Source organism: Massilia timonae CCUG 45783 (assembly GCF_000315425.1).
In the GTDB taxonomy this organism is placed as follows: Bacteria; Pseudomonadota; Gammaproteobacteria; order Burkholderiales; family Burkholderiaceae_D; genus Telluria; species Telluria timonae.
In genome coordinates this window covers 988269-1012161 of record NZ_JH992924.1, presented here as the reverse complement: position 1 = coordinate 1012161, position 23893 = coordinate 988269, and the positions used below count along the sequence as shown (strand labels likewise).

The following is a 23893-nucleotide window of genomic DNA, read 5'->3' as shown; positions in this document are numbered from 1 at the left end:
CGCCTAGGCTGGCGACGCGGCTTGTTCCGCCGGCTCGGGCTCGGGCTCGGGCTCGGGTTCGGGCTCGGGTTCGGGTTCGGGCACGGGTTGGGGTTCCGGCTCGGCTTCCGGTGCGGGTGCGGGCGGCGGCGGCGCCACGGCCGGCGCCGGTTCCTGGACCGGTGGCGCCGGCGGCGCGCCCGGCCCGCCCGACTGCGTCGTCGGGACGGCAGGCGCCAGGCTGCGCTCGCCCGCGCTGAAGCGCCACTCCGAGATCATCTCCTTGTTATCCAGGCCCTTGAAGCGGCTGTCGAAGTTCGCGATCTTCAGCGGCCTGGCGGTCGACAGGCTGTGGATGGCGACCACGCCGGTCTCGCCGCCGCCCAGGTAGACGATGCCCCACTCGGCCTTGCCGGTCAGCGGATCGACATAGACCTTGCGCAGGTGGCGCCGCACGGCGGGCGAGCGCGGGTCTTTCAGCAGTTCGGCCAGCGACGGCGGATACGGCGAGCCGCCGCGCGGGGTGGCGGCGGCGTAGCTGTCGAGCGCGGCGCTGAAGGCGGCGCCGATCTCCAGCAGTTCTTCCTCGGCGGCGGCGCGCTGCAGGAGCGAACCGATCTTGAGCGTGGCCGCCCCCACCAGGCCGATGATGGCCACGAAGATGATCAGGCCGAGATAGGTGAAACCGGCCTGGCGCCGCGCTTTCACTACCACTCCAGGTAGGGACGCCCGCGCCGGTCGTTGCCGGGCGCGCCGCTGCGCAGGTTGGAAAAGCCCCCCTGCTCGCCGTCCTGCGGCGCCTCGAGTATCCAGGTCTCGCGGCTTTCGGTGACCGGGTCGAGCGGGATCTCGCGCAGGTATTTTTCGTCGACCAGCTGCTCGAGCGATTCCGGATAGCGCCCGGTGTCGGAGCGGTACTGGTCGACCACGGCGCGCGTATTGCGCAGGTTGTCGGCCAGGATGGTCTCTTTCGCGCCGTCGATGCTGGGGAAGAAGCGCGGCACGGCCAGCGTCAGCAGCAGGGCCACGATGCCCAGCACCACCAGCAGTTCGATCAGCGTGAAGCCGCGGCGTGGTCTCATCGGGTTCACCATTTGTTGTAGGGGATGCCGTTCAGGCCAATGCGCTGCGAGGTCGAATACACGTCGTAGACGTCGTCGCCCTCCTTCGGCTCGTCGGGCTCGCTGGCGTAGCTGCGCTTGCCCCAGGTGGCGGCGTCCGACAGCTCGGCATCGGGATTGAAGGGGTCGCGCGGCAGGCGCCGCAAAAAGTAGATGTTGGCCTGCTTCGGGCTGCGCAGGTCGGGCACGCCTTCGACCAGCAGCTCCAGGCGTTCCGGGTAGCCGCTGGCGTCCGCCGCCTTGCTCACGCGGCCTTCGTCGCCGGCCTTCTTGTAGGCGTCCAGGCCGGCGCGGATCTCGCGCAGCGCGCGCCGCAGTTCCTGTTCGTCGCGGCGCTGCACCGTGACCTCGGCCACCGGCAGCACCAGGGTGCCCAGCAGCGCGAGGATGGCCAGCGTGACCAGCAGTTCGATCAGCGTGAATCCAGTGGCTGCGCGCCGCGCCTGCACCTTCATCGCTGCGGGATCGGCGGATTGACGCCCGGCGGGTAGGCGGCCGGCACGACCTCGGGTTCGGGCGCCGGCGCCGGTTCAGGCGGCGGCGCCGGCGCGCCCGGCGGCGCCGATGGCGGCGAGCCCAGTTGCGGCGTGGCCGGCAAGGCGGATGGCGGCACCGAGAAGCTCGGGGTAGCGTCCGGCGGCGGCGCGACCGGGGTCGTTTCGACCGCCGGCGCCGGGGCTGGCGCGCGGATCGGCGAACCCGTGACCTGCACCCGCACCACGTTGTCGGGCCGGCGCCGGAAGCTGGCCTCGGTGCCGGCGCCGAATTCCGACGCCGACGCCGGCGGGCGCTGCACGGCGCGCACGATGCGCGGCGTGATCGACAGCACGATCTCGGTGCGGTCGCGCTGGTCGCGCTGGCTGCCGAACAGGCGGCCGACCACCGGCAGCTCGCCGATGCCCGGCACCTTGCTGCCGCTGCTGCGGTCTTCGTTGCTGATCAGGCCCGCCAGCACCTGGTTCTCGCCATCCTTCAGTTGCAGGAGCGTGTTGGCCGAACGGGTGCCGATGCGGTAGGCCACGGTGCCGCTGGTGGTGCGCACCGATTCGCCCAGGCTGCTGACCTCGAGCCCGATGCGGATCGCCACCTCGTTGTTGAGGTAGATGGTCGGCTCCACGTTCAGGGTCAGGCCGACGTCGATGTAGTTGATATTCTCGGAAGCGAAGCCGCCGATGCCGGACGACACCGTGGCCGAGATGTTCGGGATCTTGTCGCCGATGACGACCTTGGCTTTCTCTTTGTTGCGCACGCGGATGCGCGGATTGGCCAGGGTATTGGTGTCGCCGTCGGTCTTGTTGGCGTTGAGCGACGCGCCAATGCCGCTCACCTCGATATTGCTGCTGTTGAAGTTGCGCAGGTCGTCGATCGTCAGCGGGGCGCCGTTCAGCGTCTGCAGCGGCGTGAACGAGAGCCCCGCCGGCCAGGCGATGCCGAGGTCCATCACGCTGCTGCGGCGGATCTCGAGCACCTCGACGTCGAGCATGACCTCGGGCTCGGGCACGTCCTGCAGGGCCACCAGCTGGGTGGCGATGCGGATCGCTTCCGGGTTGTCGCGCAGGATCACCAGGTTCAGCTTCTCGTCCACCACCACGTCGCGCGCCTTGAGGATGGTCTTGAACGTGTTGGCGATGCTCTTGGCTTCGGCATTGGCCAGGAAGAAGGTCTTGACCGTCATCTCCTGGTATTCGCGGACCTTGGCCGCCACGTTCGGGTAGATCAGGACCGTGTTGCCGTCCATGACCTGGCGCTCGAGCTGGTTGGTCATCAACAGGTAATACACCGCCGCCTCGACCGTGCTGTTCTTGAGGAAGATCGAGGTGCGGGTGTCGGCCTTGACGTCCTTGTCGAAGATGAAGTTCAGGCCCGAATGGCGCGCGATGACCTCGAACACCTGCTTGAGCGGCGCCTCGCGGAACTCCAGGCTGATGGGTTTGCGGTAGCTGGCCGCCAGCGCCGCCTGGCCCTTCGGCGCGGCCGCCGCCTTGGCGTCGACTTCCTGCATCAGCTGGCGCGCCGCCTCGTGCGCGGGGCGTTCGGTGAGCACCGCCGCCAATAGTTGCCGCGCGGTCTCGGGTTCGTCCTTGTCGAGGGCGGCGCGCGCTTCGACGATGGCGGCCGCGTGGCGGCGCTCGGCCTCGACCTGGCGCAGCCCGGCGCGGGCGCGGTCGTTGACGGGGTCGATCGCCAGCACGCGGCGGAAATCCTGGGTCGCCAGGTCGACCTGGCCGGCCGCCAGCGCGCGCTCGGCCTGGTCCACCAGGCGCGCGGTGGCGTTGTCGCGCGCGCGCAGGAAGGCCGCCCGGTAGACCGGGTTGTCCGGCTCGGACGCCAGCGCTTCCTGGTACTTGGCCAGGCCGGCGCCCACCTGGTCCCGCGCCACCAGCTCATTGCCTTCCTGGTAGGCGCGCTGGGCCGCGCAGCCTGCCAGCAGCAGTGGAAGCAGCAGCAGGCCAAGACCTTGAATCCGGGTTCGCACCATCAGTCGAATACTCCAATATTGAGCTGCTGTCGTTGTTCCAGCGGCAGGTAAGTCAGGGTCAGCACCGGTGGACGGATCGCGTCCACGCGGTAGGTGCCATCGATGGTTTCGCCATCTTGCACGAGATAGGTGCGTTCGCCGCGCGCCAGGTAGATTTGCCACACACCGTCCTGCAGCGACTTGCCGAGATAGGTGAACGGCAGCGGCGGCGCGCTCGGCGGCGGTGGCGGGGGCGGTGGCTCGTTCGATGGCGGCGGCGGCGGCGGCGTCCAGTCATGGCGCGCGAACAGGCTATTCTCCCCTTCCCCGAAGCGGTCGCCGCTGGCGCCGATCAAGGTCTCGCGCGGGATCAGGCGCGCGATGGCCACGTCGTCGCCGGTTTTCCTGATGGCCGGCGCGGCGCTGCGCAAGGGGGCCGTGGCAGCCGCGCGCTCGACCGGCTCGGCCAGTTCCGTCTCCGGCGCGTTGTCGCCAAAGACGACCAGGCCGGCGGCCAGCGCCAGCGCCACGCCCATGGCAATGTGGCGCGGCTTCACGACTTGCTTCCTTCCGTGAGATAGAAGGTCAGGCGCAGGCGCGCCTCGACCCCGGCCTCGCCCACGCTGTCGCGGCGAAAAGCCACGTCGTCCAGCGAGGCATGCGGAATCGCGCGCAGCACGTCCATCGCGAATTCCCAGATCGCGCCATAACTGCCCTTCACCGGCAGGTTGACCTGGTAGGCCACCAGCTTCGCATTGCGGTCGTTGGTGGCCCGGTATTCGCCCTGGCGCAGCGCCAGGCCGTGGCGCTCGGCCAGCGCGAACACTTCCTTCAACTGACGCTCCACGCCGCGGCGCTCGCCCAGGGTCGCATAGAAGTGCCGCAGATTCTGGTCGCTGCTGGGCGGCGCCGCCGCCGGGACAGGCTGCGGCGGCAGCGGCGTGCGCGCCGCCCGGCGCGCCGCCTCGTATTCCGCGTCCAGTCGCGCGCGCGCCGGCACCAGCGCCGCCTGGACCGCGGCGCCAGCCAGCATCAGCGCCAGCACCAGGGCCACCAGCGGATCGACGCGCGCCAGCAGCAGGCGCGCGCGCAGCAGCAGTGCGCCCGTCTTCACGCGCTCTCCCACTGCACGCTGACCTGGAACCGCAACGGGCGGTTCGGGTCCTGCTCCATCACCTCGTGGCGCAGCAGCACCACGCTGCTGAACCATTCCTCGGCCTGCAGGCGCGTGATATAGGCCAGCATCTCGTCGCTCGAGCGCGCCTCGGCGCTGATGCGCACCGTGCGCCGCTTCGCGTCCGGTTCCAGCGCCAGCAGTGCGATCGTGTTCGGCGTGGCTTCGCCCAGCGCCGCCGCCAGGTCGCGCCACGGCAGGTTCAGTTGCAGGATGGCGGCATTGACGGCCCCGGCCTGGGTCGGAGACACGGCGATCGGCGCGGCCGGCGGCGCGGCAACTAGCGCCGGCGCGCTGCGCGCGGCCAGCGCCGCCTGCAGATCGCGCACTTCTTCCTGCTGTTCAAAATAGCGCTGGGTCATGAACAGCGCCGGGATGCACAGCGCCAGCACGCCCGGCAGCGTATAGGCCAGGGTCGGCGGCGCGCGAAACAGCGTGCGGCGCAGGCTGGGCGGCGCGAAATCGATGCGGGTGCGCTTCATGCCGGCACCCCGGTGCGGGCCAGGCGCGCCAGTTCCGACCAGTCATCAAGCTGCTCGAGCAGGCTGCAGGCGAATTTCAGCCGTCCCGGACTGCTGGCCCAGGCGGCGGGCGCCGCGCCGGAAAGCTGCAGACGCTCGGGCCGCGCGATTCCGACCCGCAGCGCTTCGCGCGCAATATGGGATTCGAGCCAGTCGCGGTCGGCCCCCGCCGGGATCGGGGCGCTTCTCACCGCCGCCAGCTTGCGGCCCTCGTAGGCCGCGAGCGACAGCACGCCGCCATGGACCAGGCCGAACCAGGCGCCGGGCCGGCGTTCGCGACGCCAGGCGTTCATGGCGGCGACGAATTGCGGGCTCACCTCGACCAGGTGGAAACCGTGCTCCCGGGCGGCCGCCGCCAGCGCGTCGAGCAGCGCCACGGGCGCCGCAGCGGCCAGGAAGGGATCGACCGCATCCCAGTCGGCGCTGATCTTCCAGTCGGCGCCGGACGCCCCGAACAGGTGCTGGAAGCGCAGCGCGGCGGCCGCCTCCAGGTCGCCCATGCGGGTGGCGCCCGGCGGCGGCGGCACTTGCCACAGGCGCACCAGCTCGTCGGCCAGCACCACGCTCACCGGCCAGCCCTTGACCGGCAGGTCGGCAAACAGCATCGGGAGGCCACGCGCCAGCGCGTCGGGCGCGAACAGGTCGAGCGGCTGTTCCGACAAGGCCAGCGGCGCGCCGCCGAACAGGCGGCTGGTCTTGACCAGGGCCAGGCCGCCCGCGGCCACGCCCAGGCGCAAGGCTTGTCCGATGGGAGGAAAATGCAGTCTACGCATGCAGGGTCACCCGCTTGATCTCGTCGATCGTGGTGGCGCCGCGCCGCACCAGGTCGAGCGCCGCCAGGCGCAGGCTGCGGGTGCCGTTGGCGTGGGCCGCGGCCTTGATGCGGCGGATCGGCTGCTTGTCGACGATCAGTTCGCGGATCTCGTCGTTCAGGGTCAGGATTTCGGCGATCGAACGGCGGCCCTTGTAGCCGGTGCCACGGCAGTCGCCGCAGCCCTTGCCGCGCATGAAGACATAGTCCGCCACTTCTTCGCGCGCCAGGTGCACCGAGGCCAGCTCGTGCGCGTCCGGCTCGTAGCGCTCGGCGCAGCGCGGGCAGCACATGCGGATCAGGCGCTGGGCCCAGATGCCGTTCAGGGCCGAGACGAAGGCATACGGATCGATGCCCATGTGGGTGAAGCGGCCGAACACGTCGAACACATTGTTGGCGTGGACGGTGGTGAGCACCAGGTGGCCGGTCAGGGCCGACTGCACCGCGATCTCGGCGGTCTCGCGGTCGCGGATCTCGCCCACCATGATCTTGTCGGGGTCGTGGCGCAGGATCGAACGCAGTCCCTTGGCGAAGGTCAGGCCCTTCTTTTCGTTGACCGGAATCTGCAGGATGCCCGGCAGCTGGTATTCGACCGGGTCCTCGATGGTGATGATTTTCTCGCGCCCGTTGTGGATCTCGGTCAGCGCCGCGTACAGGGTGGTGGTCTTGCCCGAACCGGTGGGGCCGGTCACCAGCAGCATCCCGTACGCCTCCTGGGCCAGCTGGCGCAAGCTCACCAGGGACGGCGCGTCGAAGCCCAGCGCCTCGAGCGTGAGCGCGCCATAGGCCTCGATCATGGCGCGCTTGTCGAGGATACGGATCACCGCGTCCTCGCCGTGGATGCTGGGCATGATCGAGACCCGCAGGTCGATGTCGCGCCCGCCCGCCTCGACCCGGAAGCTGCCGTCCTGCGGCACGCGGCGCTCGGCGATGTCGAGTTCGGCCAGCACCTTCAGGCGCGAGATGATGTGCTCGGCCAGCTCGATGCCGCCCACGGTGGCGGCGTGATCGAGCACGCCGTCGACCCGGTACTTGACGGCCAGCCCGCCGGCGGTGCTCTCCAGGTGGATGTCCGAAGCGCCGGCCTTCAATGCGTCGTACAGGGTGGAGTTGACCAGCTTGACGGCCGGGCTGCCCGCTTCCGACACCGAGGCGAACGACAGCACGGTGCCGGACTTGCCGTCGCGCCGCGCGTCCTGGGCGCCGCCCACCAGCGAGTCGACGGCGCGCGCCGACTCTTCCTGCTTCGACAGATAGGCCTGGATGTCGGACTGCAGCGCCAGGCATACATCCAACGGGTTCCTGGCGCTGGCGCGCGCCTGGGCCCCGAGCCAGGTCTGCAGGTCGAGGTCGAAGGGATCGGCCAGCACCCCGGTCAGGCGCCCGTCCGGGTGGCGCAGCAGCGCGCAGTGGCGCGACAGCGCCTGGGCCAGCGGCAAGAGTTCGAAGGCCGGGGCCAGCGCCAGCATGGCGCCGGTCTCCATCACCGCGAGGCCGAACGGCGCGGCCAGTTCGCGCACCAGCTCGCGCGGATCGCGCCCGGTCAGGGCTTCGAGCTCGAGCACCAGGCCGCGCCGCGAGACCGCGGCGGCGGCGCGGGCGCGCGCCAGCAGCGCCGTGTCGAAGGGTTCCGCGTTCACGACATGTCTCCCGCCAGGTCGAAGATCGGCATGTACAGCAGCACCACGATGGCGCCCACCACCAGGCCGATGGCCGCCATCAGCAGCGGCTCGAAGGTCCGCGTGAAGCGGTCGATCCAGCGTCCGATCTCGCCATCGTAGAAGGCGGCGGATTGGGTCAGCATCGGCCCCATGTCGCCGGTGCGCTCGCCCACGCGCAGCATGCGCAGCGAGATTGGCGTGGTCAGGCCGTGGGCCTCGAAGGCGTTCGACAGCGGCTGGCCGGCCTCGATCGCGGCGCGCGCCGCGGCCAGGTTGCGCGCCAGGTGGCCTGACACCATCGGCTGCACCGTCTCGATCGCGCCGACGATGGTGATCCCGCCCTCGGTCAGCATGCCCAGGGTCAGGTACAGGCGCGACAGCTCGTAGACGCGGGCCCGCTCGCCGATGCCGGGCAGGCGCGCCAGCAGGCGCGCCATGCCGCCGCTGCGCAGCAAGTGGCGCACGGCGGCGGCCAGGCCGGCCACCAGCAGCGCCGCGACGACCAGGATCGCGCCGCCGTGGCCGGCCGCGAACTGGCCCCAGTCCAGCAGCAGTTGCGACATCCACGGCAGGTCGCGCCCGGCGCCGTGGTAGACCTCGGCGAATTTCGGCACCACGTAGCCGATCAGGAAGGCGCTGACGCCGCCGCCGACCATCAACAGGATCACCGGATAGATCGAGGCGCTGACGATCTTGGAACGCACGGTGTCGATGCGCTGCTGGTAGTCGATGTAGCGCGCCAGCGCGCGCGGCAGGTCGCTGGTGCCTTCGGCGGCGCGCACGATGCCGACGTACAGCGGGGGGAACAGCGCCGGCTGCGCCGCCAGCACGCTGGAAAAGCGCTTGCCCTCGCGCAGGCCGGCCAGCAGGCGCTCGAGCACGGCGCGCGTGGAGGGCGCGGCTTCCTTCTCGAGCAGGGCCTCCAGGCTTTCGACGATGCCCAGGCCGGCGTTGAGCAGCGCCAGCAGCTCCTGGCTGAACAGCACGAGAGAAAGCTTTCCCCCGCGCGGGCGCGCCAGCGCCGCGCCGCGCGCCGGCTCGACGGCGCTGACGAACAGGCCGCGCGCCTCGACCTGGCGGCGCGCGTCCTGGGCGTCGGGCGCATCGACGACGATGTTCGAGATCGACATGTCGGGCGCGAGGGTGCGAACGGCGAACTGCATGGGATGCCCGGCGAGGTTGCGGTGAAGCGAAATAGGAACGTTCAGTTCGTGCTCAGTTGGTGATGTCGGCGTTGTCGCCGGCGCCGCCAGGTTGCCCATCCTTGCCGAGGGACAGCACCTCGTACTCGCCGCGGGCGCCCGGCGCCCGGTACTGGTAGGGATTGCCCCAGGGGTCGAGCGGAATCGCCTTCTTCAGATAGGGCCCGTTCCACTTGGCGCCGGCGCTCGGCGGCGCCGTCATGAGGGCGGCCAGGCCTTCTTCGGTGGTTGGATAGCGGCCGACGTCGAGCCGGTAGGTGTCGAGGGTCTTGTCGAAGGCGTCGATCTGGGCGCGGGCGGCGGTGACTTCGGATTTGCCGAGCTGCGAGAAGTACTTGGGTCCGACATAGGCGGCAAGCAGGCCGATGATGACGATCACCACCAGCAGCTCCAGCAGCGTGAAGCCCGCGCTGCGTCCGCGACGGACGTCGGCGCCCTGTTTCATAGCAAAAACCATCAAGCGACTCCTAGATTGCTTCTTTGAAATCCTGCCCGTGAAAGGTAACACGCTGCCGAGCGCGACGACAACTGTTCTTTTCAAAAAAACACCATCGTGATGCAAGACGTACGGCGCTTGATCTTGTGCAATAAAACTTTCTTATTTACAACGATGCATATTTCAAACAGGTGACAGACAGGTGGAAATAATGATTGCCCATAGGAGAAACCAAATTTAATCAGTGCAAGTTGTGGAAAGTCAAAATATTGCTCGTTAAACTTTTTTACACTTTTCTTAATTCAATTGATATATTTCTTGGCAACCTGAACCTCAGGTGCGAAACGCAGTGCCCCGCCGTATCCAGGCGAGAGAAATCCCAACCACAAAGGCAAATCATGACTCGGAAATCGCATATGGCATTACCCTCCCTGACCAGCCCGCTCGCCAAGTTCGCCGCCGCGGCCCTTGGCGCCGCGGCCATCGCCGCTCCGGCCCAAGGCGCGACCATCAATTTCGATGCCGGCGCAGGCATGGTGTTCGGCAGTGGCGACAGCTGGCAGGAGCAAGGGTACAAGCTGAGCTTCGAAGCCTACAATCCGGCGGATGTGGGCAGCCTGGTCGGCGCCATCGTCGACACCAGCGATCCGAGTTATTGCATCGGCATGGCGTGCCCGGTCAACGGCGAAGGCGGCTATTACGGCGCCTTCAACGACAGCATCGTGTGGGTCGAGTCCGAGACTGCCGCTTCCTTCATGGTGAAATCGATCGACGCCAGCTTCATCGGCCTGGATGCGGCCCTGGGTGGTTATCCGATCTATTCCGGCCTGCTGCGGATGCAGGGCTTCCTGGCCGACGGCAGCTATATGCTGCAAGACCTGCTGCTCGACGGTCCCAGCGATCAGGGCTTCCTGTTCGGCCGTTACTCGCCGTTCGAGACGTTCGCCAACACCGCCTTCGTGAGCGTCGCCCTATTCGGCTTTACCTGCGACAACTCGGGCAGTTGCCTGGCCTTCGAGAACAACCGCGGCCAGTTCGCCATCGACAACCTGGTGCTCGAAGACGCCCTGGCCGAGGTGCCGGAGCCGGCCAGTCTCGCGCTGTTCGGCCTCGGCCTGCTCGGCTTCGCCGCCCGGGCCCGCCGCCGCAATGCCTGAGCACGCCGTCACATCACAGCCGAACCCCGCAGAATCCAAGGACACGCATCCATGAAACTCCGCCCAATTTCCGCAGCCATCCTGTTCGCACTGACCAGCCTGTCGCTGTCTGCCCAGGCCGACGACGCGCGCCGCCCCTATGTCGTGCAACTGGCCGACAAGCCGATCGCCTCCTATGACGGCAGCGTCAACGGCCTGGCCGCCACCCAGCCGCGCGCCGGCCAGCGCCTCGACCTGAACAGCGCCAGCGTCCAGCTCTACAGCGGCTACCTGGCCCAGAAGAAGGCCGCCGTGCGCGCCGCCATCGGCAACGCTCCCGTCGTGCACGACTACAAGGTGGTGCTCAACGGCTTCTCCGCCATGCTGACCGACGCCGAAGTGCGCGCCCTGGTCGGCCGCGGCGACGTGCTGGCGGTCACGCCCGACGTGCCGCGCGAACTGACCACCGTCTCGACCCGCGACTTCCTCAAGCTGACCGGCCCGAACGGCGCCTGGTCCAAGCTCGGCGGCCTGGCCGAGGCCGGCGAAGACATCATCATCGGCATCGTCGACGGCGGCGTCTGGCCGGAACACCTGTCCTACGCCGATCGCGTGGACGCCAACGGCAAGCCGACCCACGACACCAGCGGCAGCCTGGCCTATTCGGCGGCGCCATCGCGCTGGCAGGGCGATTGCCAGACCGGCGAAGGCTTCACCACGGCCCACTGCAACAACAAACTGATCGGCGCGCAGTATTTCGACGACATCTACCGGAGCACCGGCCGCGTCAGCCACTGGAGCGAATTCCGCTCCTCGCCGCGCGATTCGCTGGGCGGCGACGTCGGCGAAGGCAGCCACGGCACCCACACCTCGACCACCGCCGGCGGCAACTACGGCGTGGACGTGACCATGGCCGGCGTCAACATCGGCGAGATGTCGGGCGTCGCCCCGCGCGCACGCCTCGCTTCCTACAAGGTGTGCTGGACCTATGTCGACCCCAGCGTGACCATCGGCCGGCGCAACAGCTGCTACGTCGGCGACAGCGTGGCGGCAATCGAGAAGGCCGTCGCCGACGGCGTCCACGTGATCAACTTCTCGATCAGCGGCGGCACCACCCTCACCGATCCGGTCGAGCAAGCCTTCTTCGGCGCCGCCAATGCTGGCGTCATTGCAGTGGCTTCGGCCGGCAACGACGGCCCGGGCAACCAGGTGGCCCACATCAGCCCGTGGCACACCACGGTCGGCGCCTCGACCCATAACCGCGAGTTCCAGGCCACTGTCACCCTGGGCAACGGCCAGAAATACACCGGCGCCTCGATGAATACCGAACCGCTGCCGGCCGAGCCGGTGGTCGACGCCTCCACTGTCGGCCTGCCGGGCGCCAACGCCTCCCGCCTCGCCCTGTGCTACAGCGCCTCGTTCAACGGCGGCCAGCCCGTGCTCGATCCGGCCAAGGTGGCCGGCAAGGTCGTGATCTGCAACCGCGGCGAGAACGACCGCGTCGACAAGAGCCGCGCGGTGCGCGAAGCCGGCGGCGTCGGCATGATCCAGGTCGACAACGGCAGCGGCCTGGTCGCCGACATGCACTCGGTGCCCTCGGTCCACGTCACCCAGGCCGACGGCCAGGCGATCCGCAGCTACGCGGCCGCGGGCGCGGCCAGCGCCACCGCCGCGATCAGCAAGTTCGTGGTCGGCGTGTCGAAGCTGAACGCCCCGATCATGGCCAACTTCTCGTCGCGCGGCCCGAACCGCGCCGATGCCAACGTGCTCAAGCCGGACGTCACCGCGCCGGGCGTGGACATCATCGCCGGCGGCACGCCGGGCCTGAGCGAGGAGGACCATGCCGACATCGTCAACGGCACCATGGTGCCGCCGGTCGAGTTCGTGTCGATGCAGGGCACCTCGATGTCGGCGCCGCACGTGGCCGGCGTGAGCGCCCTGCTGCGCCAGAAGCATCCGACCTGGTCGCCGGCGATGATCAAGTCGGCGCTGATGACCACCGCGACCGACACCTTCCCGGACACGCTGACCGGCGACATCCGCGGCCAGCTGCCGTTCGCCCAGGGCGCGGGCCACGTCAACCCGACCGCCGCGCTCGACCCGGGCCTGGTGTACGACATCGGCGAAGCCGACTACCGCAAATACCTGTGCGGCGCCGGCGTCACCACCCAGTGCGCGGGCGGCCAGATCCCCGGCTATGACCTGAACCTGCCGTCGATCGCCGTCGGCAACGTGCTCGGCTCGGTGACCATCAACCGCTCGGTGACCAACGTCAGCGCCAGCACCTCGAGCTTCAGCGGGCAGATCTCGGTGCCGGGCTACGAGGCCGTGGTGACCCCGGCCACGCTGGCGATCGAGCCCGGCCAGACCCGGTCGTTCACCGTCACGCTGACCCGCACCAGCGCGCCCGAGAACACCTGGCAGTACGGCACCCTGACCTGGACCGGCGGCGGCCATACCGTGCGCAGCCCGGTCGTGGCCCGCTCCGGCAAGCCGATCATCGCACCGGTATTCTTCTCCAGCGACCGCGCCAGCGGCAGCAAGGCCCTGGCCGTCACCACCGGCTTCGCCGGCAAGATGGGCTCGAGCGTCGGCGGCCTGAAGGAAATCGTGCGCACGGCAAACACGATCGCGCCGGCGCCGGAAGGCAGCCTCGACACGCTGGCCCAGATGGCCGACGCCTGCCACCGCGGCCTGTACGGCGCCCGCGTGCTGCCGGTGACCTTCACCGCCGACACGGTGGCGGCGCAGTTCGAACTGTTCGACCGCGATACCAGCGGCCAGGGTGGCGACGACCTCGACCTGGTGATGGTGAACGCGGCCGGCCAGTTGGTCGCCTACTCCGCCACCTACGGTTCGGACGAGACGATCGCGCTGGCGGCCCCGCCGGCAGGCAACTACCGCGTCTGCACGCTGGGCTACAACACCGCGTCCGGCGGCACCACCTCGTACGGCCTGCATGCGGCGGTCGTGAACACCAGCGACAAGGGCGGCAACCTGCGCGCCCTGGTGCCGGCCAACGTCTATGCCGGCGGCAAGGCGACGGTGGCGGTGAGCTGGTCCGGCCTGCCGACCGGCAAGCGCTTCCTGGGCGGCGTGCGCCTGCTCGACGCCAGCGGCGCGGTCGGCTCGACCACCGTGCTGCAGGTCGAGACCAACCAGCCGGTGCCGAAGGCCGAGCGTCCGCAACGCGTCAAGGCGAAGGACGTCGGCGTGTAATCGACAGGTCCGGGGCCCCTGGCCCCGGTTGAAAAGACAAAGCGCGCCACGGCGCGCTTTGTCTTTTTGAAGGAATGGAAAGACTCAGGCTGCGGGCGAACCCAGCTGGCAGGCGCCGGCGACGCAGACGGCGCCCGGGTCGGGGCGATGGATGCAGATCGACATTTCGCCGGTGCGCTGGATCTCGGCCTGGCGCTCGGTCTTCGAACGCTCGGCCAGGGCCAGCAGCGCCTTCTCGTCGGTCTTCGCGGTCGAATACGGCAGGTATTCCTGCGGGCCGCCGCAAGCCAGCGCGCCGACCGGGAGCGAGCGGCATTGCGCGTTGTCGCTGCAGGTGGGCGTGCCGATCAGGCGCTTGATCTCGGACACGGTGGCGCCGGGTTGGAGCGCGACGACCGGGGGCGCGCCGTCCTTCACCGGCGGCTGGACCGGATCGTGGGCCTGGGTGGTGCAGGCGGCGCTGGCGCCGAACAGGAGGATGAGGATGAGTTTTTTCATGCCGCCATCTTCGCGCGCACGATACAGCTGGTCAAGCGGATCACCTTGACTGACTGTTACCAAATGTGTCGTCCCACCTGTTGCGCGCTTCTTACGGAACACGGCAAGCTCCGTAAACTTACCTCAGAACATCTTAAATTTCCGTGAGGATATATTTCTCATTTGCAGGCAAAAGGCATGAACGTCGCGCATCCCGTTTCCATCGAATGATAACTTGGATGTTCGCAAATGTAAAAAATTGAGCGCAGGAAAAATTTACTCACTACAATAGCTTTCGTTAAAGACGAGCTTGTTCGAGTTCACATGACCTTCCTGCGCACCATCATCGCCCTCTCCCTGACGTCCGCCCTGGCTGCCTGCGGCGGCCAGTACGACCTCGATACGACCGTCCAGACTGCGTCGGCCAGCACGACCGCCAGTGCGCCCATCCTCGCGGGAACGCCGGAAACCGGCCCGAACGCGGCCCCGGCGCCGGCGCCGGGCGCCCCAGTTATCGCCACCATCGCCACCATCGCCTCGGCGACGATGCCGGCGCCAGACTGCGCCGCCGAAGGCTGCGCCAGCCTGCGCATCATCGACGGCAATGCCGAAGCCTGGCGCATCGATGCCCAGCGCCGCGCCGCGCTCGAGGCCAGCCTGCCCCGATCCTGAGCGCGGGACGCCCGCGTCAGCGCTGCTGGCGCAGACGGCGCGTCGCGGCCAGCAACAACAGGCCGCTCGCAACCAGCAGCCAGGCGGCCGGCTCCGGCACCTCGGCCACGCTGGCGAAGGCCGCATCCACCAGTTGCAGCTCGACACTCTGGCCCGCGACCACGTTCATCTCGAGCACATTGCCGGCGGCGCCCAGGTAATTGAGGGCGTCGTCGACGAAGGCGACGCTGAACAGGCTGCCATTGGCGCCCTCGCCCAGGTCGAACTCGACGTCAAAGCTGAACAGGCCGCCGAACGTGACCAGCTGGTCGAAGAAATTCCACTCCGGACCATTGCGCAACACGACGCCATTCACGACGTCGCCGCTGACGTCGCCCGACGTCATGCCGCCTTCCAGGAAGGCGCCGCTGAAGTTGCCGAGGCGGGCCACCGTCGGCGCCGCGTCCAGCGGACCGTTCAGGCCCAGGTCGAGGTAGCCGACGGTGCCGGCCAGGGCCGAGGTATCGAGCGAGACCCGGTACAGCGGGCCAGCCAGGGCCGCCGGGGCGCCGGCCGCGATCGACAGCGCCAGCAAGACACGGAACAACAGGGATACGAGGTTCGACATGGTGTTTTCCTTTAGAACGCGCCGGAGACCAGCTGCGGGGTATAGGTGAAGTTACGCTTGGCGCCATTGCTGAACGCGGTGGCGATGGTGACCGTGGCGCCCGGCGCGATGCCGGCCTGCGGCAGCGTGATGTAGGGCGCGCCCTCGTGGACGCCGGCCGGATTGTCGAGCGTGACGCCGGACGGCAGGCTCCGCAGCACCAGGTGCAGCGGACCGTTCAGGGTCTGGCCGCTGGTATTGGTGATGGTGACGTTGCCGGTGGTCTTGCCCGTCGCCCGATTGATGCTGAAGCCGCCGATGACGATCTTGCTGGACGCCGTGACGTCGGCATGCGAGCCGGCCAGGTTCAGGCTGACCACCAGCGGATCGTGGTCCGAGGCGCGCCAGGCGTTCTTGCGGTACGGGTCTTGCGCCGTATCGCCAAGGTTGTAGTCGATGGTTTCCGGCTCGTCGGCGTTGCTGTGCCATTCGGCCGCGCCCGCCACCTGCGGCGCCAGCGAGCCGCTTGCCAGCGCATGGTCGAGGTAGCCGGACAGGCCGTCGAACACATACGAATACGGCATGCCGTGCGGACGCACGAAGCGCTCGAGCAGGTTGACCATGCCGGCCTGCTGGGTCAGGTGATTGATCGGACTCTCGAAGGCATACGCGTTCAGGTCACCGATCACCAGCACGTCCGGATCCCCGGCCGCCTTGACCACCTGCGGGATGAAATAGTCGCTCAGGCGCCGGGCCTGCTCGGTACGGGTGCGGTCCCAGCAGCCTTCGCCATTGCCCGGGTCGGTGTCACCAGGACCGGCGCCACTGCAACCGCCCTTCGATTTCAGGTGGTTCACGATCACCGAGAACGTGCCGCCGCCCTGCTTCGCCTTGAAGGCCTGGGCCATCGGCGGACGGTTGTTGATCTCGTGGCCATCCGACAGCGCGCTGCCGGCCAGGCTCAGCTTGGCGGGCTTGTAGATCATCGCCACCCGGATCGCGTCGGTGCCCAGCGCCGCCGGCTTCGGCACCACCGCATAGGTGCCGGCCGCGGTGGCGGCATTCAATTGCTCGACCAGGTAGCCGACCGCGACGTCGCCATTGTTCTGGATTTCCATCAAGCCCACCACGTCGGCATCGAGTTCGGCCAGCGAGGCGACGATCTTGTCGCGCTGGCGCACGAACTCGGCCGTGTTGTCGGCGCCGCGGCACTCGCCCGCCGAGGTGCGGTTGCCGATGGTGCAGCCCTGGCCGCTGCGGCCCCAGGCGTCGCGGCCATCGGTGAAGGTGGTAAAGAAATTGAGCACGTTGGCGCTGGCCACCTTGATCGCGCCGGGCAAGGCCGGGGCCGGGGTGCGCTCGTTGGTGCGCGCGAAGGTCGGCGTGACGGTCGGCTGCAGCTTGAAGCCGGCCCCGCCGCCGCCCAGCGCGCCATAGTCGACCACGCCGGTCAGGTCGTGCACGGTGTCGCCCACGCGCACGGTGCCGTCCTCCGCCAGGTAGGGGATGGTGGCCGGGGCCACGAAGATGCCGTCATCCAGCACGATCTGGTTGCTCGCATGTTCGCGGGCGAGCGCGAGCGCCTCGGGCGAGCCGAGCGGATAACGGTTGGTCGGGTTCTCGCGGCGGCCGTTGGCGAGGATCAGTTCGCCGCGGTCGCCGAGGTTGCGGTTACCGTTGACGGTCAGCGGCGTGGTGAAACGCACCAGCATGCCTTCCACGTCGGCCAGGTTGGCGTTCGGCAGCGCGATATTGGTCGGCACGATGGCCGGGCCGGCGCCCAGCGACACGATGCCGCTGACATCCTTGAACTCGGTGTAGCTGCGGGTCGCGCCGCTCGGCCGGTATTCCTCGACCGTGCCGGTCACGCGCACCAGGGTGCCGACCGGCAAGTCCGTGGTCTTGCCGTAGATGTACAGGCCGTCCGACGTCGACGGATCGCCGTCGCCCTGCGGGTCCTGGATGAAGAAGCCGGCGCCGACCTTGGCGGTGATCACGCCTTGCGTGGTTTGCACGGTGCCGACATAGGCGCTGGTCGGGCCCGAACCCTGGATCGCCGGGATGCTCAACTGGCCCGCGACGTCGACGGTGACGGTGCAGCGCTCGGTGTCGCCCTCGGTGTTGGCGAACTCGACCTGGACCGGATACCGGCCGCCGGCCAGCGCGTCGCCGATGAGCAGGCGCGCCGTCGCCGTGCCGCCGATGGCGTTCGCAGGCGCGAAGTCGGCGAGGCTGACGCCGGGCACGGCCCCGGCCACGATGGCGGCCCGCGTCACCATGCTGTCGGCGTCGACCGCCGACAGCTGCGCCGAGGACGCGCTGCCCTGGGCGACCTGGACCGCCGCCGGGCAGCTCGGGACGATCGGCTTGACGACCGGGCCGCCGCTGCCGTCGCAGGGCGCCAGCGGGGAACGGGTGCTGCGCGGACCGTCGACCGGGCCGGCGACGAAGTCGTCGCGGTTATTGTCGGTATCCTGGCAGCCCTGGGCCAGGCGCGCGATCGCGTTGACGGTCGACGGCGCCGGCGCGGCCGCGCCTTCGTAGCGGTTGGCGGTGCCGAAACCGACCAGGTCGACCAGGTTGGCGCCTTCCGGCGCGGACATTTGAGTGCGTCCATTGACCAACGCCACCTTGCCGGCAGCGCCCGCCATATCGAGGCCGTTATTGAAGAGATCGCCCTCGCCCACCGCATTCGTGCCACCGCCATTGCGGCCCAGCACCAGGAAATACTGGCCCGGCGCCAGGGTCACATCCGGCAAGACCGTGACCGAACCCCAGTTACTGCCGGTCGCCGACTGGTATTGCAGGCTCAGGCCGTCGAGCCGCACCGGGGCATCGCTGCGGTTGAACAGCTCCACGAAGTCGTGGCTCCACTGGCCGCCGGCGTTGTTCGATGCGCCGTACAGCTGGCTGATTACCACGTCGCCGGGGGCGGCATGGGCGCTGGCGGCAAGGCCTGCCAGCAAGGTCGCCAGCAGCGTGCGCCGCGGTGCGAAGGATGCAAAAGTCGTCATGGGTTCCCCATTGGTTATCGCACAAGATGTGCCTGCTACGTTCATTAGCAGAATGATAGTAAATGCGGAGATTGACAACATGATGACCAGAAATTAGCCACGGTGGATAATTTCTAGCTTAGCGGCAAATCAACACGCGAGGGTCGAGTTTCCGCAGGGAATCGGTAGAGAGCTTGGCGCGGGTGTCAGCGGCGACGGCGTCGTGCGGCCCAGGCGGCTACCCCGAGGCCGCCGACCAGCAGCGCATAGGCGGGTGGCTCGGGCACGAGCGAGATGGCGTAGGTTTCGAGCGCTTCGACCCGCCTGAATTGCCCGCCGTAGGTGCCGTCGATGATGCTGCGGCCTTCGAAGGCGGGGTCGCCATAGCTCAGTTGCCAGGAAATGGAAGTGGTCAGCCGGTCGTCGACGAAGAGATCGGGCCCGGCGCCGAAGGTGGGGCCGTGATCGGGCCAGTTGTAGGTCTGGCGCGAGCCCTGGCTGGGCAGGACGTTATCGAGCAGCAGCTGGCGGTACACGGCCGGGTCGGTGTAGTTGAACAGGAAGGCGGTGCGTTGCCAGTCGCGCTCGGAGACGTGCCAGCCGGCCGTGGAAGACCAGCTGCGCGGGTTGTAGCCGCCCACCACCCAGCTGTCGCCGGCGTCGTTGGCGACGCGCATCAAGGTGAAGTTGCTGCCGCGCCCATCTGCAGCGGCATGGAAGTCGAGCGAGTCGTCGCCCGGCTGCCGCGTGTAGATGTTGTCGAGATAAAGGGGGCCGGCGCCGAGCCAGCGTTCGAGCTGGCCCTGCAGGCTGGGGTCGAGCAAGGGAGGTTCGTCTTGTGCCACAGCCGGCGATGCCGCGATGCCAGTGGCCGCAACCAGGATGGCGGCCGCACCGCCCCGTGCCAGGATCTTGTTCATGCAACGTCAGACTGCACGTTGCCGGACAAGTTCCAGGCGCGTGGCCGGAGGACTCAGGCGCGCTTGTAGATGTCCTCGAAGCGGACGATGTCGTCCTCGCCCAGGTAGCTGCCCGACTGCACCTCGATGATGTGCAGCGGCAGTTTGCCCGGGTTTTCCAGACGGTGGTTCATGCCGATCGGGATATAGGTCGATTCGTTCTCGGACAGCAGGCTGACGGTATCGCCGCAGGTAACGCGGGCGGTGCCCGACACCACGACCCAGTGCTCGGCGCGGTGGTGGTGCATCTGCAGCGAGAGCTTCTCGCCCGGCTTGACGGTGATGCGCTTGACCTGGAAACGGTCGCCCGCATCGATGCCCTCGTAGTGGCCCCATGGACGATAGACGCGGGTGTGGTGCAGGTGCTCGGTGCGCTCCTTGGACGCCAGGTGTTCGACCACCTGCTTGACGCGCTGCACCTTGCTCTTGCAGGTGACCAGCACCGCGTCCTGGGTCTCGACCACGACCACGTCTTCCAGGCCCACCACCGCAACGATGCGGCTTTCGGCGCGCACCAGCGAATTCTTGACGCCGTCCAGGTAGACGTCGCCGCGCTGGGCGTTGCCGTTGGCATCCTTGGCCTGGGTTTCCCACAGCGCCGACCACGAACCGACGTCGTTCCAGCCGATATCGGCCGGCACCACGGCGGCGTCGCGGGTGTGTTCCATCACCGCGTAGTCGATCGAATCGGACGGGCAAGCCGAGAACGCGCTCTCGTCGAGGCGGCAGAAATCGAGGTCGCGGTAGGCCGCGTGCATGGCCTGGCTGGCGGCGCTGGCGATGGCCGGCGCGTGCTGCTCCAGCTCTTGCAGGTAGCGCGCGGCGGCGAACATGAACATGCCGCTGTTCCAGTAGTAGCTGCCCTCGGCCAGGAAGCCTTCGGCCGTGGCGGCGTCGGGCTTCTCGACGAAGCGCGCCACCTTGTAGCATTCGCCGCACTCGTCCACCTGTTCGCCGCGGCGGATGTAGCCGTAACCGGTTTCCGGCGCATTGGGCACGATGCCGAAGGTTGCCAGCGCGCCCTTGGCCACCAGGCGGGTGGCGCGGTCGACCGCTTCACGGAAGGCTTCGCCGTTCTGGATCACGTGGTCGGCCGGCAGCACCAGCATGACGGCCTCGGGGTCGATCGCCTGCAGGTGGTGGGCGGCGGCGGCCACGGCCGGCGCCGTGTTGCGGCCGACCGGCTCGAGCAGGATGCCCAGCGGCGTGATGCCCACTTCGCGCAATTGCTCGGCCACCATGAAGCGGTGGTCATTGCCGCACACAACGAGCGGCGCCATCATCTCCGGCCAACCGGCCACGCGCAAGGCGGTTTCCTGCAGCATGGTCTTGTCGGCAACCAGCGGCAGCAACTGCTTCGGCAAAACCTTGCGCGACAGAGGCCACAGGCGGGTGCCGGCGCCGCCGGAAAGGATGACTGGATAGATCTTCATGCGCTGACTTTCTCTTTCTCTAACTCGTTGGTGTCGTGGTCCGCGACTTCCTTGCGCCGGGAGCGGCGACGGTCGCGTGCATTGAGCCATTCCTCCGAAGAATACTCGGAAGCGTGTTTCATTTCGCCTTTTCGGTCGACACTATATTCCTTAAAGACAATCATTTCATTCAATGTTACATCATGCAACACGCGGGTGTACTCGAACAGCACGCTGCGCACGATCTCGGCGCCTTCGCAGATATGGCTGCCGTGGCCGATCCAGGTCGGACCCACGATGCGGGCGCCGGCTTCCACTTTCACCCCGGAGCCGATGTAGACGGGACCCTCGATGGTCGTGCCTTCCCAGTCGATGCTGGTGTTCAGGCCCACCCAGACGCCTGGCTTGATCTCGATGCCGGGCACGTCCATATTGTTGACCTCGCCGGTGATCACCGACTGCAGCACTTCCCAGTAGTCGCCCATGGTGCCGATGTCGAGCCAGTTGAACGGGCGGCCCTGGGCATAGAACGGCAGGCCGCGCTCGGCCAGCAGCGGGAACAGCTCGGAACCGATGTCGAACGGCACGCCCGACGGGATCAGGTCGATGACTTCTGGCTCGAAGATATAGATGCCGGTGGAAATGAAGTTGGACTTCGCCTCTTGCTGGCTCGGCTTTTCCTGGAATTCCAGGATGCGGCCCTGCTCGTCCGAGACCACCACGCCATACGACGAAACTTTGTCCCATGGCACTTCTTTGGTGATAACGGTGGCCATCGCGCCCTTGCGGCGGTGCTCCAGCAGCGCGGCCTTGAGATCGAGGTCGATCAGGGCGTCGCCGCACAGCACCACGGTGGTGTCGTCGAAGAAGCCGCCGAATTCCTGGATTTTCTTCATGCCGCCGGCCGAGCCGATCGGTTCGGGGACGACTTCGCCGTCGTCCTTCGTATAGCCTTCGAAGGAGTAGCCGATCTGGACGCCGAACTGCTCGCCTTCGCCGAAATACTCTTCGATTTTTTCGTGCAGCCAGCTGACGTTGACCATGATTTCGGACACGCCATTTTTCTTGAGGTGTTCGATCAGGTAAGCCATCACGGGTTTGCCCAGAATCGGGATCATGGGTTTTGGCAGGTCGTAGGTGAGCGGACGGACGCGAGTGCCTTTGCCTGCGGCGAGAATCATGGCTTTCATTAGACTATCCTTTGCATTATTTGGCTGTGGTTTGGTAGCGCCATACGTCAGCGCACATTTGAGCGACATCACGTTCGGCACTCCAGCCCAGCTCCTCGCGGGCCAGGGCCGGATCGGCGTAGCACTTGGCCACGTCGCCGGGACGGCGGTCGACGATCTGGTAGGCGACCGGACGCCCGCTGGCCGCTTCGAAGGCGCGTACCATTTCCAATACACTGTTGCCCCGGCCAGTGCCGAGGTTGTAGGTGACGATGCCCGGGCCCTTGTTCAGGCGATCCAGGGTCTTGACGTGGCCGATGGCGAGATCCACCACGTGGATGTAGTCGCGCAGGCCGGTGCCGTCCGGGGTGTCGTAGTCGCCGCCGAACACCGACAGCTTGTCGCGCTGGCCGTTGGCGACCTGGGCGATGTAGGGGACCAGGTTGTTCGGGATGCCGCTCGGCTCTTCGCCGATCAGGCCGCTTTCATGGGCGCCGACCGGATTGAAGTAGCGCAGCAGCGCGATGCGCCAGTCGGGCTCGGCCTTTGCCAGGTCGCGCAGGATGTCTTCGATCATCAGTTTGCTGCGGCCATAGGGGTTGGTGGCCGACAGCGGGAAATCCTCGCGGATCGGCACCGAGGCCGGATCTCCGTACACGGTGGCCGAGGACGAGAACACCAGCGATTTACAGCCGAACTTGGCCATGGTCTCGAACAGCACCACGCTGCCGTTGACGTTGTTGTCGTAATAGCGCAGCGGCTGCGCCACCGATTCACCGACCGCCTTCAGGCCGGCGAAGTGGATCACCGCCTCGGGCTTGTGCTCGGCGAACGCGGCCTCCATGGCCGAGCGGTCGCGGATGTCGGCCTGGACAAAGGCGAACGGCTTGCCGGTGATGCGCCGGACGCGCTCGCAGACCGACTGCTGAGCGTTCGACAGGTTGTCGACCACGACCACGTCGTGCCCGGCGTTCTGCAGTTCGACGACAGTATGCGACCCGATATAGCCCACACCGCCAGTAACCAGAATCTTCATGTCTTTCGCTCTCTGTTAATAAATAATTTGATGACCCATGGACCGGTTGCGGCCCTTTGTTCTTGTCGGCGCAACGAAGTGCTGCTGCGCCGTGATCCCAGTTTTAGTTGTTTGTTCTGGCCGCTTCCTTGATCAGGAGCCAGAGAAACGCCATGTCGTCGATAAAGTAACGCCGAAACATCCGGCGCGGTTCCTGCAGGAATCGGAAGAACCACTCGAGCCCGGCCATCTGCATCCAGGCCGGCGCCCGCTTGACCCGGCCGATCGCCACGTCGAAGCTCCCGCCTACCCCCATCGCGAACGGTATCCGCATCTCGGCCTGGTACAGACCGAGAAATTGTTCTTTCTTGGGCGAGGAAATCGCCACGAACAGCAGGTCGGCCCGGCTCTCGCGCACCTGGCGCACCACCTGCGCTTCGGCGCCCTCGCCCTGCCAGTAGCCGTCATGCACGCCGGCCAGCACCAGGCCAGGATAGCGGCGGGCATAGGTCGCGGCCACCTCGCGCACCACGTCGGCGCGCGCACCCAGCAGGAACACCCGCCAGCCTCTCTGCGCCGCGCGCCGCATCAGGGCCTCGAAGAGGTCGATGCCGGCGACCCTTTCCTTGAGCGGCTTGCCCAGCAGGCGCGAGGCCCACACCACCGGCATGCCGTCCACATTGACCAGGTCGCATTCATTGATGATGCGGCGCAGGTCCTCGTCGCGGCTGGCCTTGACCAGCTTGTCGACATTGACCACCACATGCTGGTGTGGCCGCCCGCTGCGCACGAAACCCTCGACCCGCTCCAGGGTCTCTTCCATTGAAACGTTATCTATATTACAACCAAACAGCGTGACGCGCTCGTTCATGCGTGCCTCCGGTCCGGTGCG

The 23893-nt window shown here is 67.7% G+C and carries 22 protein-coding genes; 3 read left to right on the top strand and 19 right to left on the bottom strand.

What is annotated here, in order from left to right:
- Window positions 1–3: 3 nt before the first annotated feature.
- The 11 genes from HMPREF9710_RS28025 to gspG are packed head-to-tail and all read right to left on the bottom strand — an operon-like array spanning window position 4 to window position 9384.
- On the bottom strand, window positions 4–687 hold the full coding sequence (locus HMPREF9710_RS28025) for a type II secretion system protein (protein ID WP_005669234.1): 684 nt from the start codon (window positions 685–687) through the stop codon (window positions 4–6).
- A complete protein-coding gene (locus HMPREF9710_RS19615; RefSeq protein WP_143054623.1) occupies window positions 687–1061 on the bottom strand; it encodes a type II secretion system protein in 375 nt (124 codons plus the stop codon). Before HMPREF9710_RS19615 ends, HMPREF9710_RS28025 begins: the two co-directional genes overlap by 1 nt.
- A gap of 5 nt (window positions 1062–1066) precedes the next feature.
- Complete coding sequence (locus tag HMPREF9710_RS19610; RefSeq protein WP_005669230.1) at window positions 1067–1555, bottom strand: type II secretion system protein; 489 nt, start codon at window positions 1553–1555, stop codon at window positions 1067–1069.
- Entirely contained in the window at window positions 1552–3579 is a 2028-nt protein-coding gene (locus HMPREF9710_RS19605; protein WP_005669228.1) for a secretin GspD/PilQ domain-containing protein, read from the bottom strand. Before HMPREF9710_RS19605 ends, HMPREF9710_RS19610 begins: the two co-directional genes overlap by 4 nt.
- Entirely contained in the window at window positions 3579–4115 is a 537-nt protein-coding gene (locus HMPREF9710_RS19600) for a hypothetical protein (RefSeq protein ID WP_005669226.1), read from the bottom strand. The genes HMPREF9710_RS19605 and HMPREF9710_RS19600 overlap by 1 nt, the downstream gene beginning before the upstream one ends.
- Window positions 4112–4672 (bottom strand): hypothetical protein, encoded by a 561-nt coding sequence (locus HMPREF9710_RS19595; protein WP_005669224.1) that lies wholly within the window; start codon window positions 4670–4672, stop codon window positions 4112–4114. Before HMPREF9710_RS19595 ends, HMPREF9710_RS19600 begins: the two co-directional genes overlap by 4 nt.
- Window positions 4669–5214, bottom strand: coding sequence for a PilN domain-containing protein (locus HMPREF9710_RS19590; protein WP_005669222.1), 546 nt, complete (start codon window positions 5212–5214; stop codon window positions 4669–4671). Before HMPREF9710_RS19590 ends, HMPREF9710_RS19595 begins: the two co-directional genes overlap by 4 nt.
- On the bottom strand, window positions 5211–6026 hold the full coding sequence (locus HMPREF9710_RS19585) for a hypothetical protein (RefSeq protein WP_040777114.1): 816 nt from the start codon (window positions 6024–6026) through the stop codon (window positions 5211–5213). Before HMPREF9710_RS19585 ends, HMPREF9710_RS19590 begins: the two co-directional genes overlap by 4 nt.
- Window positions 6019–7704 carry a GspE/PulE family protein gene (locus HMPREF9710_RS19580; protein ID WP_005669217.1) on the bottom strand — a complete coding sequence of 562 codons (1686 nt, stop codon included), beginning with the start codon at window positions 7702–7704 and terminating at the stop codon, window positions 6019–6021. Before HMPREF9710_RS19580 ends, HMPREF9710_RS19585 begins: the two co-directional genes overlap by 8 nt.
- Entirely contained in the window at window positions 7701–8888 is a 1188-nt protein-coding gene (locus tag HMPREF9710_RS19575) for a type II secretion system F family protein (RefSeq protein WP_005669215.1), read from the bottom strand. Before HMPREF9710_RS19575 ends, HMPREF9710_RS19580 begins: the two co-directional genes overlap by 4 nt.
- Window positions 8889–8940: 52 nt before the next feature.
- On the bottom strand, window positions 8941–9384 hold the full coding sequence (gene gspG / locus HMPREF9710_RS19570) for a type II secretion system major pseudopilin GspG (RefSeq protein WP_005669214.1): 444 nt from the start codon (window positions 9382–9384) through the stop codon (window positions 8941–8943).
- Between the two features lie 395 nt (window positions 9385–9779).
- Here gspG and HMPREF9710_RS19565 point away from each other — a divergent pair, with 395 nt between their 5' ends.
- Both HMPREF9710_RS19565 and HMPREF9710_RS19560 read left to right on the top strand, forming a co-directional pair.
- Window positions 9780–10520 carry an NF038120 family PEP-CTERM protein gene (locus tag HMPREF9710_RS19565; RefSeq protein ID WP_005669212.1) on the top strand — a complete coding sequence of 247 codons (741 nt, stop codon included), beginning with the start codon at window positions 9780–9782 and terminating at the stop codon, window positions 10518–10520.
- A gap of 51 nt (window positions 10521–10571) precedes the next feature.
- Complete coding sequence (locus tag HMPREF9710_RS19560) at window positions 10572–13718, top strand: S8 family peptidase (RefSeq protein ID WP_005669210.1); 3147 nt, start codon at window positions 10572–10574, stop codon at window positions 13716–13718.
- Window positions 13719–13802: 84 nt separating this feature from the next.
- Here the strand turns inward: HMPREF9710_RS19560 and HMPREF9710_RS19555 are convergent, their stop codons facing one another.
- Window positions 13803–14216 carry a hypothetical protein gene (locus HMPREF9710_RS19555; protein ID WP_005669208.1) on the bottom strand — a complete coding sequence of 138 codons (414 nt, stop codon included), beginning with the start codon at window positions 14214–14216 and terminating at the stop codon, window positions 13803–13805.
- Window positions 14217–14519: 303 nt separating this feature from the next.
- Here HMPREF9710_RS19555 and HMPREF9710_RS19550 point away from each other — a divergent pair, with 303 nt between their 5' ends.
- The gene (locus tag HMPREF9710_RS19550) at window positions 14520–14867 is read left to right on the top strand and encodes a hypothetical protein (protein WP_005669206.1); all 348 of its coding nucleotides are present in this window, start codon (window positions 14520–14522) and stop codon (window positions 14865–14867) included.
- 16 nt (window positions 14868–14883) lie between these two features.
- Here HMPREF9710_RS19550 and HMPREF9710_RS19545 read toward each other — a convergent pair whose 3' ends face one another.
- The 7 genes from HMPREF9710_RS19545 to HMPREF9710_RS19515 all read right to left on the bottom strand — a co-directional run bounded on the left by HMPREF9710_RS19545 (window position 14884) and on the right by HMPREF9710_RS19515 (window position 23872).
- Window positions 14884–15474, bottom strand: coding sequence for an NF038129 family PEP-CTERM protein (locus tag HMPREF9710_RS19545; protein ID WP_005669203.1), 591 nt, complete (start codon window positions 15472–15474; stop codon window positions 14884–14886).
- 11 nt (window positions 15475–15485) lie between these two features.
- Window positions 15486–18467, bottom strand: coding sequence for an ExeM/NucH family extracellular endonuclease (locus HMPREF9710_RS19540; RefSeq protein ID WP_005669201.1), 2982 nt, complete (start codon window positions 18465–18467; stop codon window positions 15486–15488).
- Between the two features lie 185 nt (window positions 18468–18652).
- Window positions 18653–19366 (bottom strand): PEP_CTERM-anchored TLD domain-containing protein, encoded by a 714-nt coding sequence (locus HMPREF9710_RS19535; RefSeq protein ID WP_005669199.1) that lies wholly within the window; start codon window positions 19364–19366, stop codon window positions 18653–18655.
- 53 nt (window positions 19367–19419) lie between these two features.
- A complete protein-coding gene (locus tag HMPREF9710_RS19530; protein ID WP_005669198.1) occupies window positions 19420–20838 on the bottom strand; it encodes a mannose-1-phosphate guanylyltransferase/mannose-6-phosphate isomerase in 1419 nt (472 codons plus the stop codon).
- Complete coding sequence (locus HMPREF9710_RS19525; RefSeq protein WP_005669196.1) at window positions 20835–22007, bottom strand: nucleotidyltransferase family protein; 1173 nt, start codon at window positions 22005–22007, stop codon at window positions 20835–20837. The genes HMPREF9710_RS19530 and HMPREF9710_RS19525 overlap by 4 nt, the downstream gene beginning before the upstream one ends.
- A gap of 16 nt (window positions 22008–22023) precedes the next feature.
- Complete coding sequence (gene galE, locus HMPREF9710_RS19520) at window positions 22024–23022, bottom strand: UDP-glucose 4-epimerase GalE (protein ID WP_005669194.1); 999 nt, start codon at window positions 23020–23022, stop codon at window positions 22024–22026.
- A 103-nt stretch (window positions 23023–23125) separates the two neighbouring features.
- Entirely contained in the window at window positions 23126–23872 is a 747-nt protein-coding gene (locus HMPREF9710_RS19515; RefSeq protein ID WP_005669191.1) for a WecB/TagA/CpsF family glycosyltransferase, read from the bottom strand.
- Window positions 23873–23893: the final 21 nt, after the last annotated feature.

Coding starts and splice junctions, on each gene's coding strand:
- HMPREF9710_RS19575 (WP_005669215.1), bottom strand. CDS start 8,888: ATGCAGTTCGCCGTTCGCACCCTCGCGCCCGACATGTCGATCTCGAAC.
- HMPREF9710_RS19535 (WP_005669199.1), bottom strand. CDS start 19,366: ATGAACAAGATCCTGGCACGGGGCGGTGCGGCCGCCATCCTGGTTGCG.
- HMPREF9710_RS19540 (WP_005669201.1), bottom strand. CDS start 18,467: ATGACGACTTTTGCATCCTTCGCACCGCGGCGCACGCTGCTGGCGACC.
- HMPREF9710_RS19550 (WP_005669206.1), top strand. CDS start 14,520: ATGACCTTCCTGCGCACCATCATCGCCCTCTCCCTGACGTCCGCCCTG.
- HMPREF9710_RS19615 (WP_143054623.1), bottom strand. CDS start 1,061: ATGAGACCACGCCGCGGCTTCACGCTGATCGAACTGCTGGTGGTGCTG.
- HMPREF9710_RS19585 (WP_040777114.1), bottom strand. CDS start 6,026: ATGCGTAGACTGCATTTTCCTCCCATCGGACAAGCCTTGCGCCTGGGC.
- HMPREF9710_RS19610 (WP_005669230.1), bottom strand. CDS start 1,555: ATGAAGGTGCAGGCGCGGCGCGCAGCCACTGGATTCACGCTGATCGAA.
- HMPREF9710_RS19530 (WP_005669198.1), bottom strand. CDS start 20,838: ATGAAGATCTATCCAGTCATCCTTTCCGGCGGCGCCGGCACCCGCCTG.
- gspG (WP_005669214.1), bottom strand. CDS start 9,384: ATGGTTTTTGCTATGAAACAGGGCGCCGACGTCCGTCGCGGACGCAGC.
- HMPREF9710_RS19515 (WP_005669191.1), bottom strand. CDS start 23,872: ATGAACGAGCGCGTCACGCTGTTTGGTTGTAATATAGATAACGTTTCA.
- HMPREF9710_RS19590 (WP_005669222.1), bottom strand. CDS start 5,214: ATGAAGCGCACCCGCATCGATTTCGCGCCGCCCAGCCTGCGCCGCACG.
- HMPREF9710_RS19560 (WP_005669210.1), top strand. CDS start 10,572: ATGAAACTCCGCCCAATTTCCGCAGCCATCCTGTTCGCACTGACCAGC.
- HMPREF9710_RS19605 (WP_005669228.1), bottom strand. CDS start 3,579: ATGGTGCGAACCCGGATTCAAGGTCTTGGCCTGCTGCTGCTTCCACTG.
- HMPREF9710_RS19545 (WP_005669203.1), bottom strand. CDS start 15,474: ATGTCGAACCTCGTATCCCTGTTGTTCCGTGTCTTGCTGGCGCTGTCG.
- HMPREF9710_RS19555 (WP_005669208.1), bottom strand. CDS start 14,216: ATGAAAAAACTCATCCTCATCCTCCTGTTCGGCGCCAGCGCCGCCTGC.
- galE (WP_005669194.1), bottom strand. CDS start 23,022: ATGAAGATTCTGGTTACTGGCGGTGTGGGCTATATCGGGTCGCATACT.
- HMPREF9710_RS19565 (WP_005669212.1), top strand. CDS start 9,780: ATGGCATTACCCTCCCTGACCAGCCCGCTCGCCAAGTTCGCCGCCGCG.
- HMPREF9710_RS19525 (WP_005669196.1), bottom strand. CDS start 22,007: ATGAAAGCCATGATTCTCGCCGCAGGCAAAGGCACTCGCGTCCGTCCG.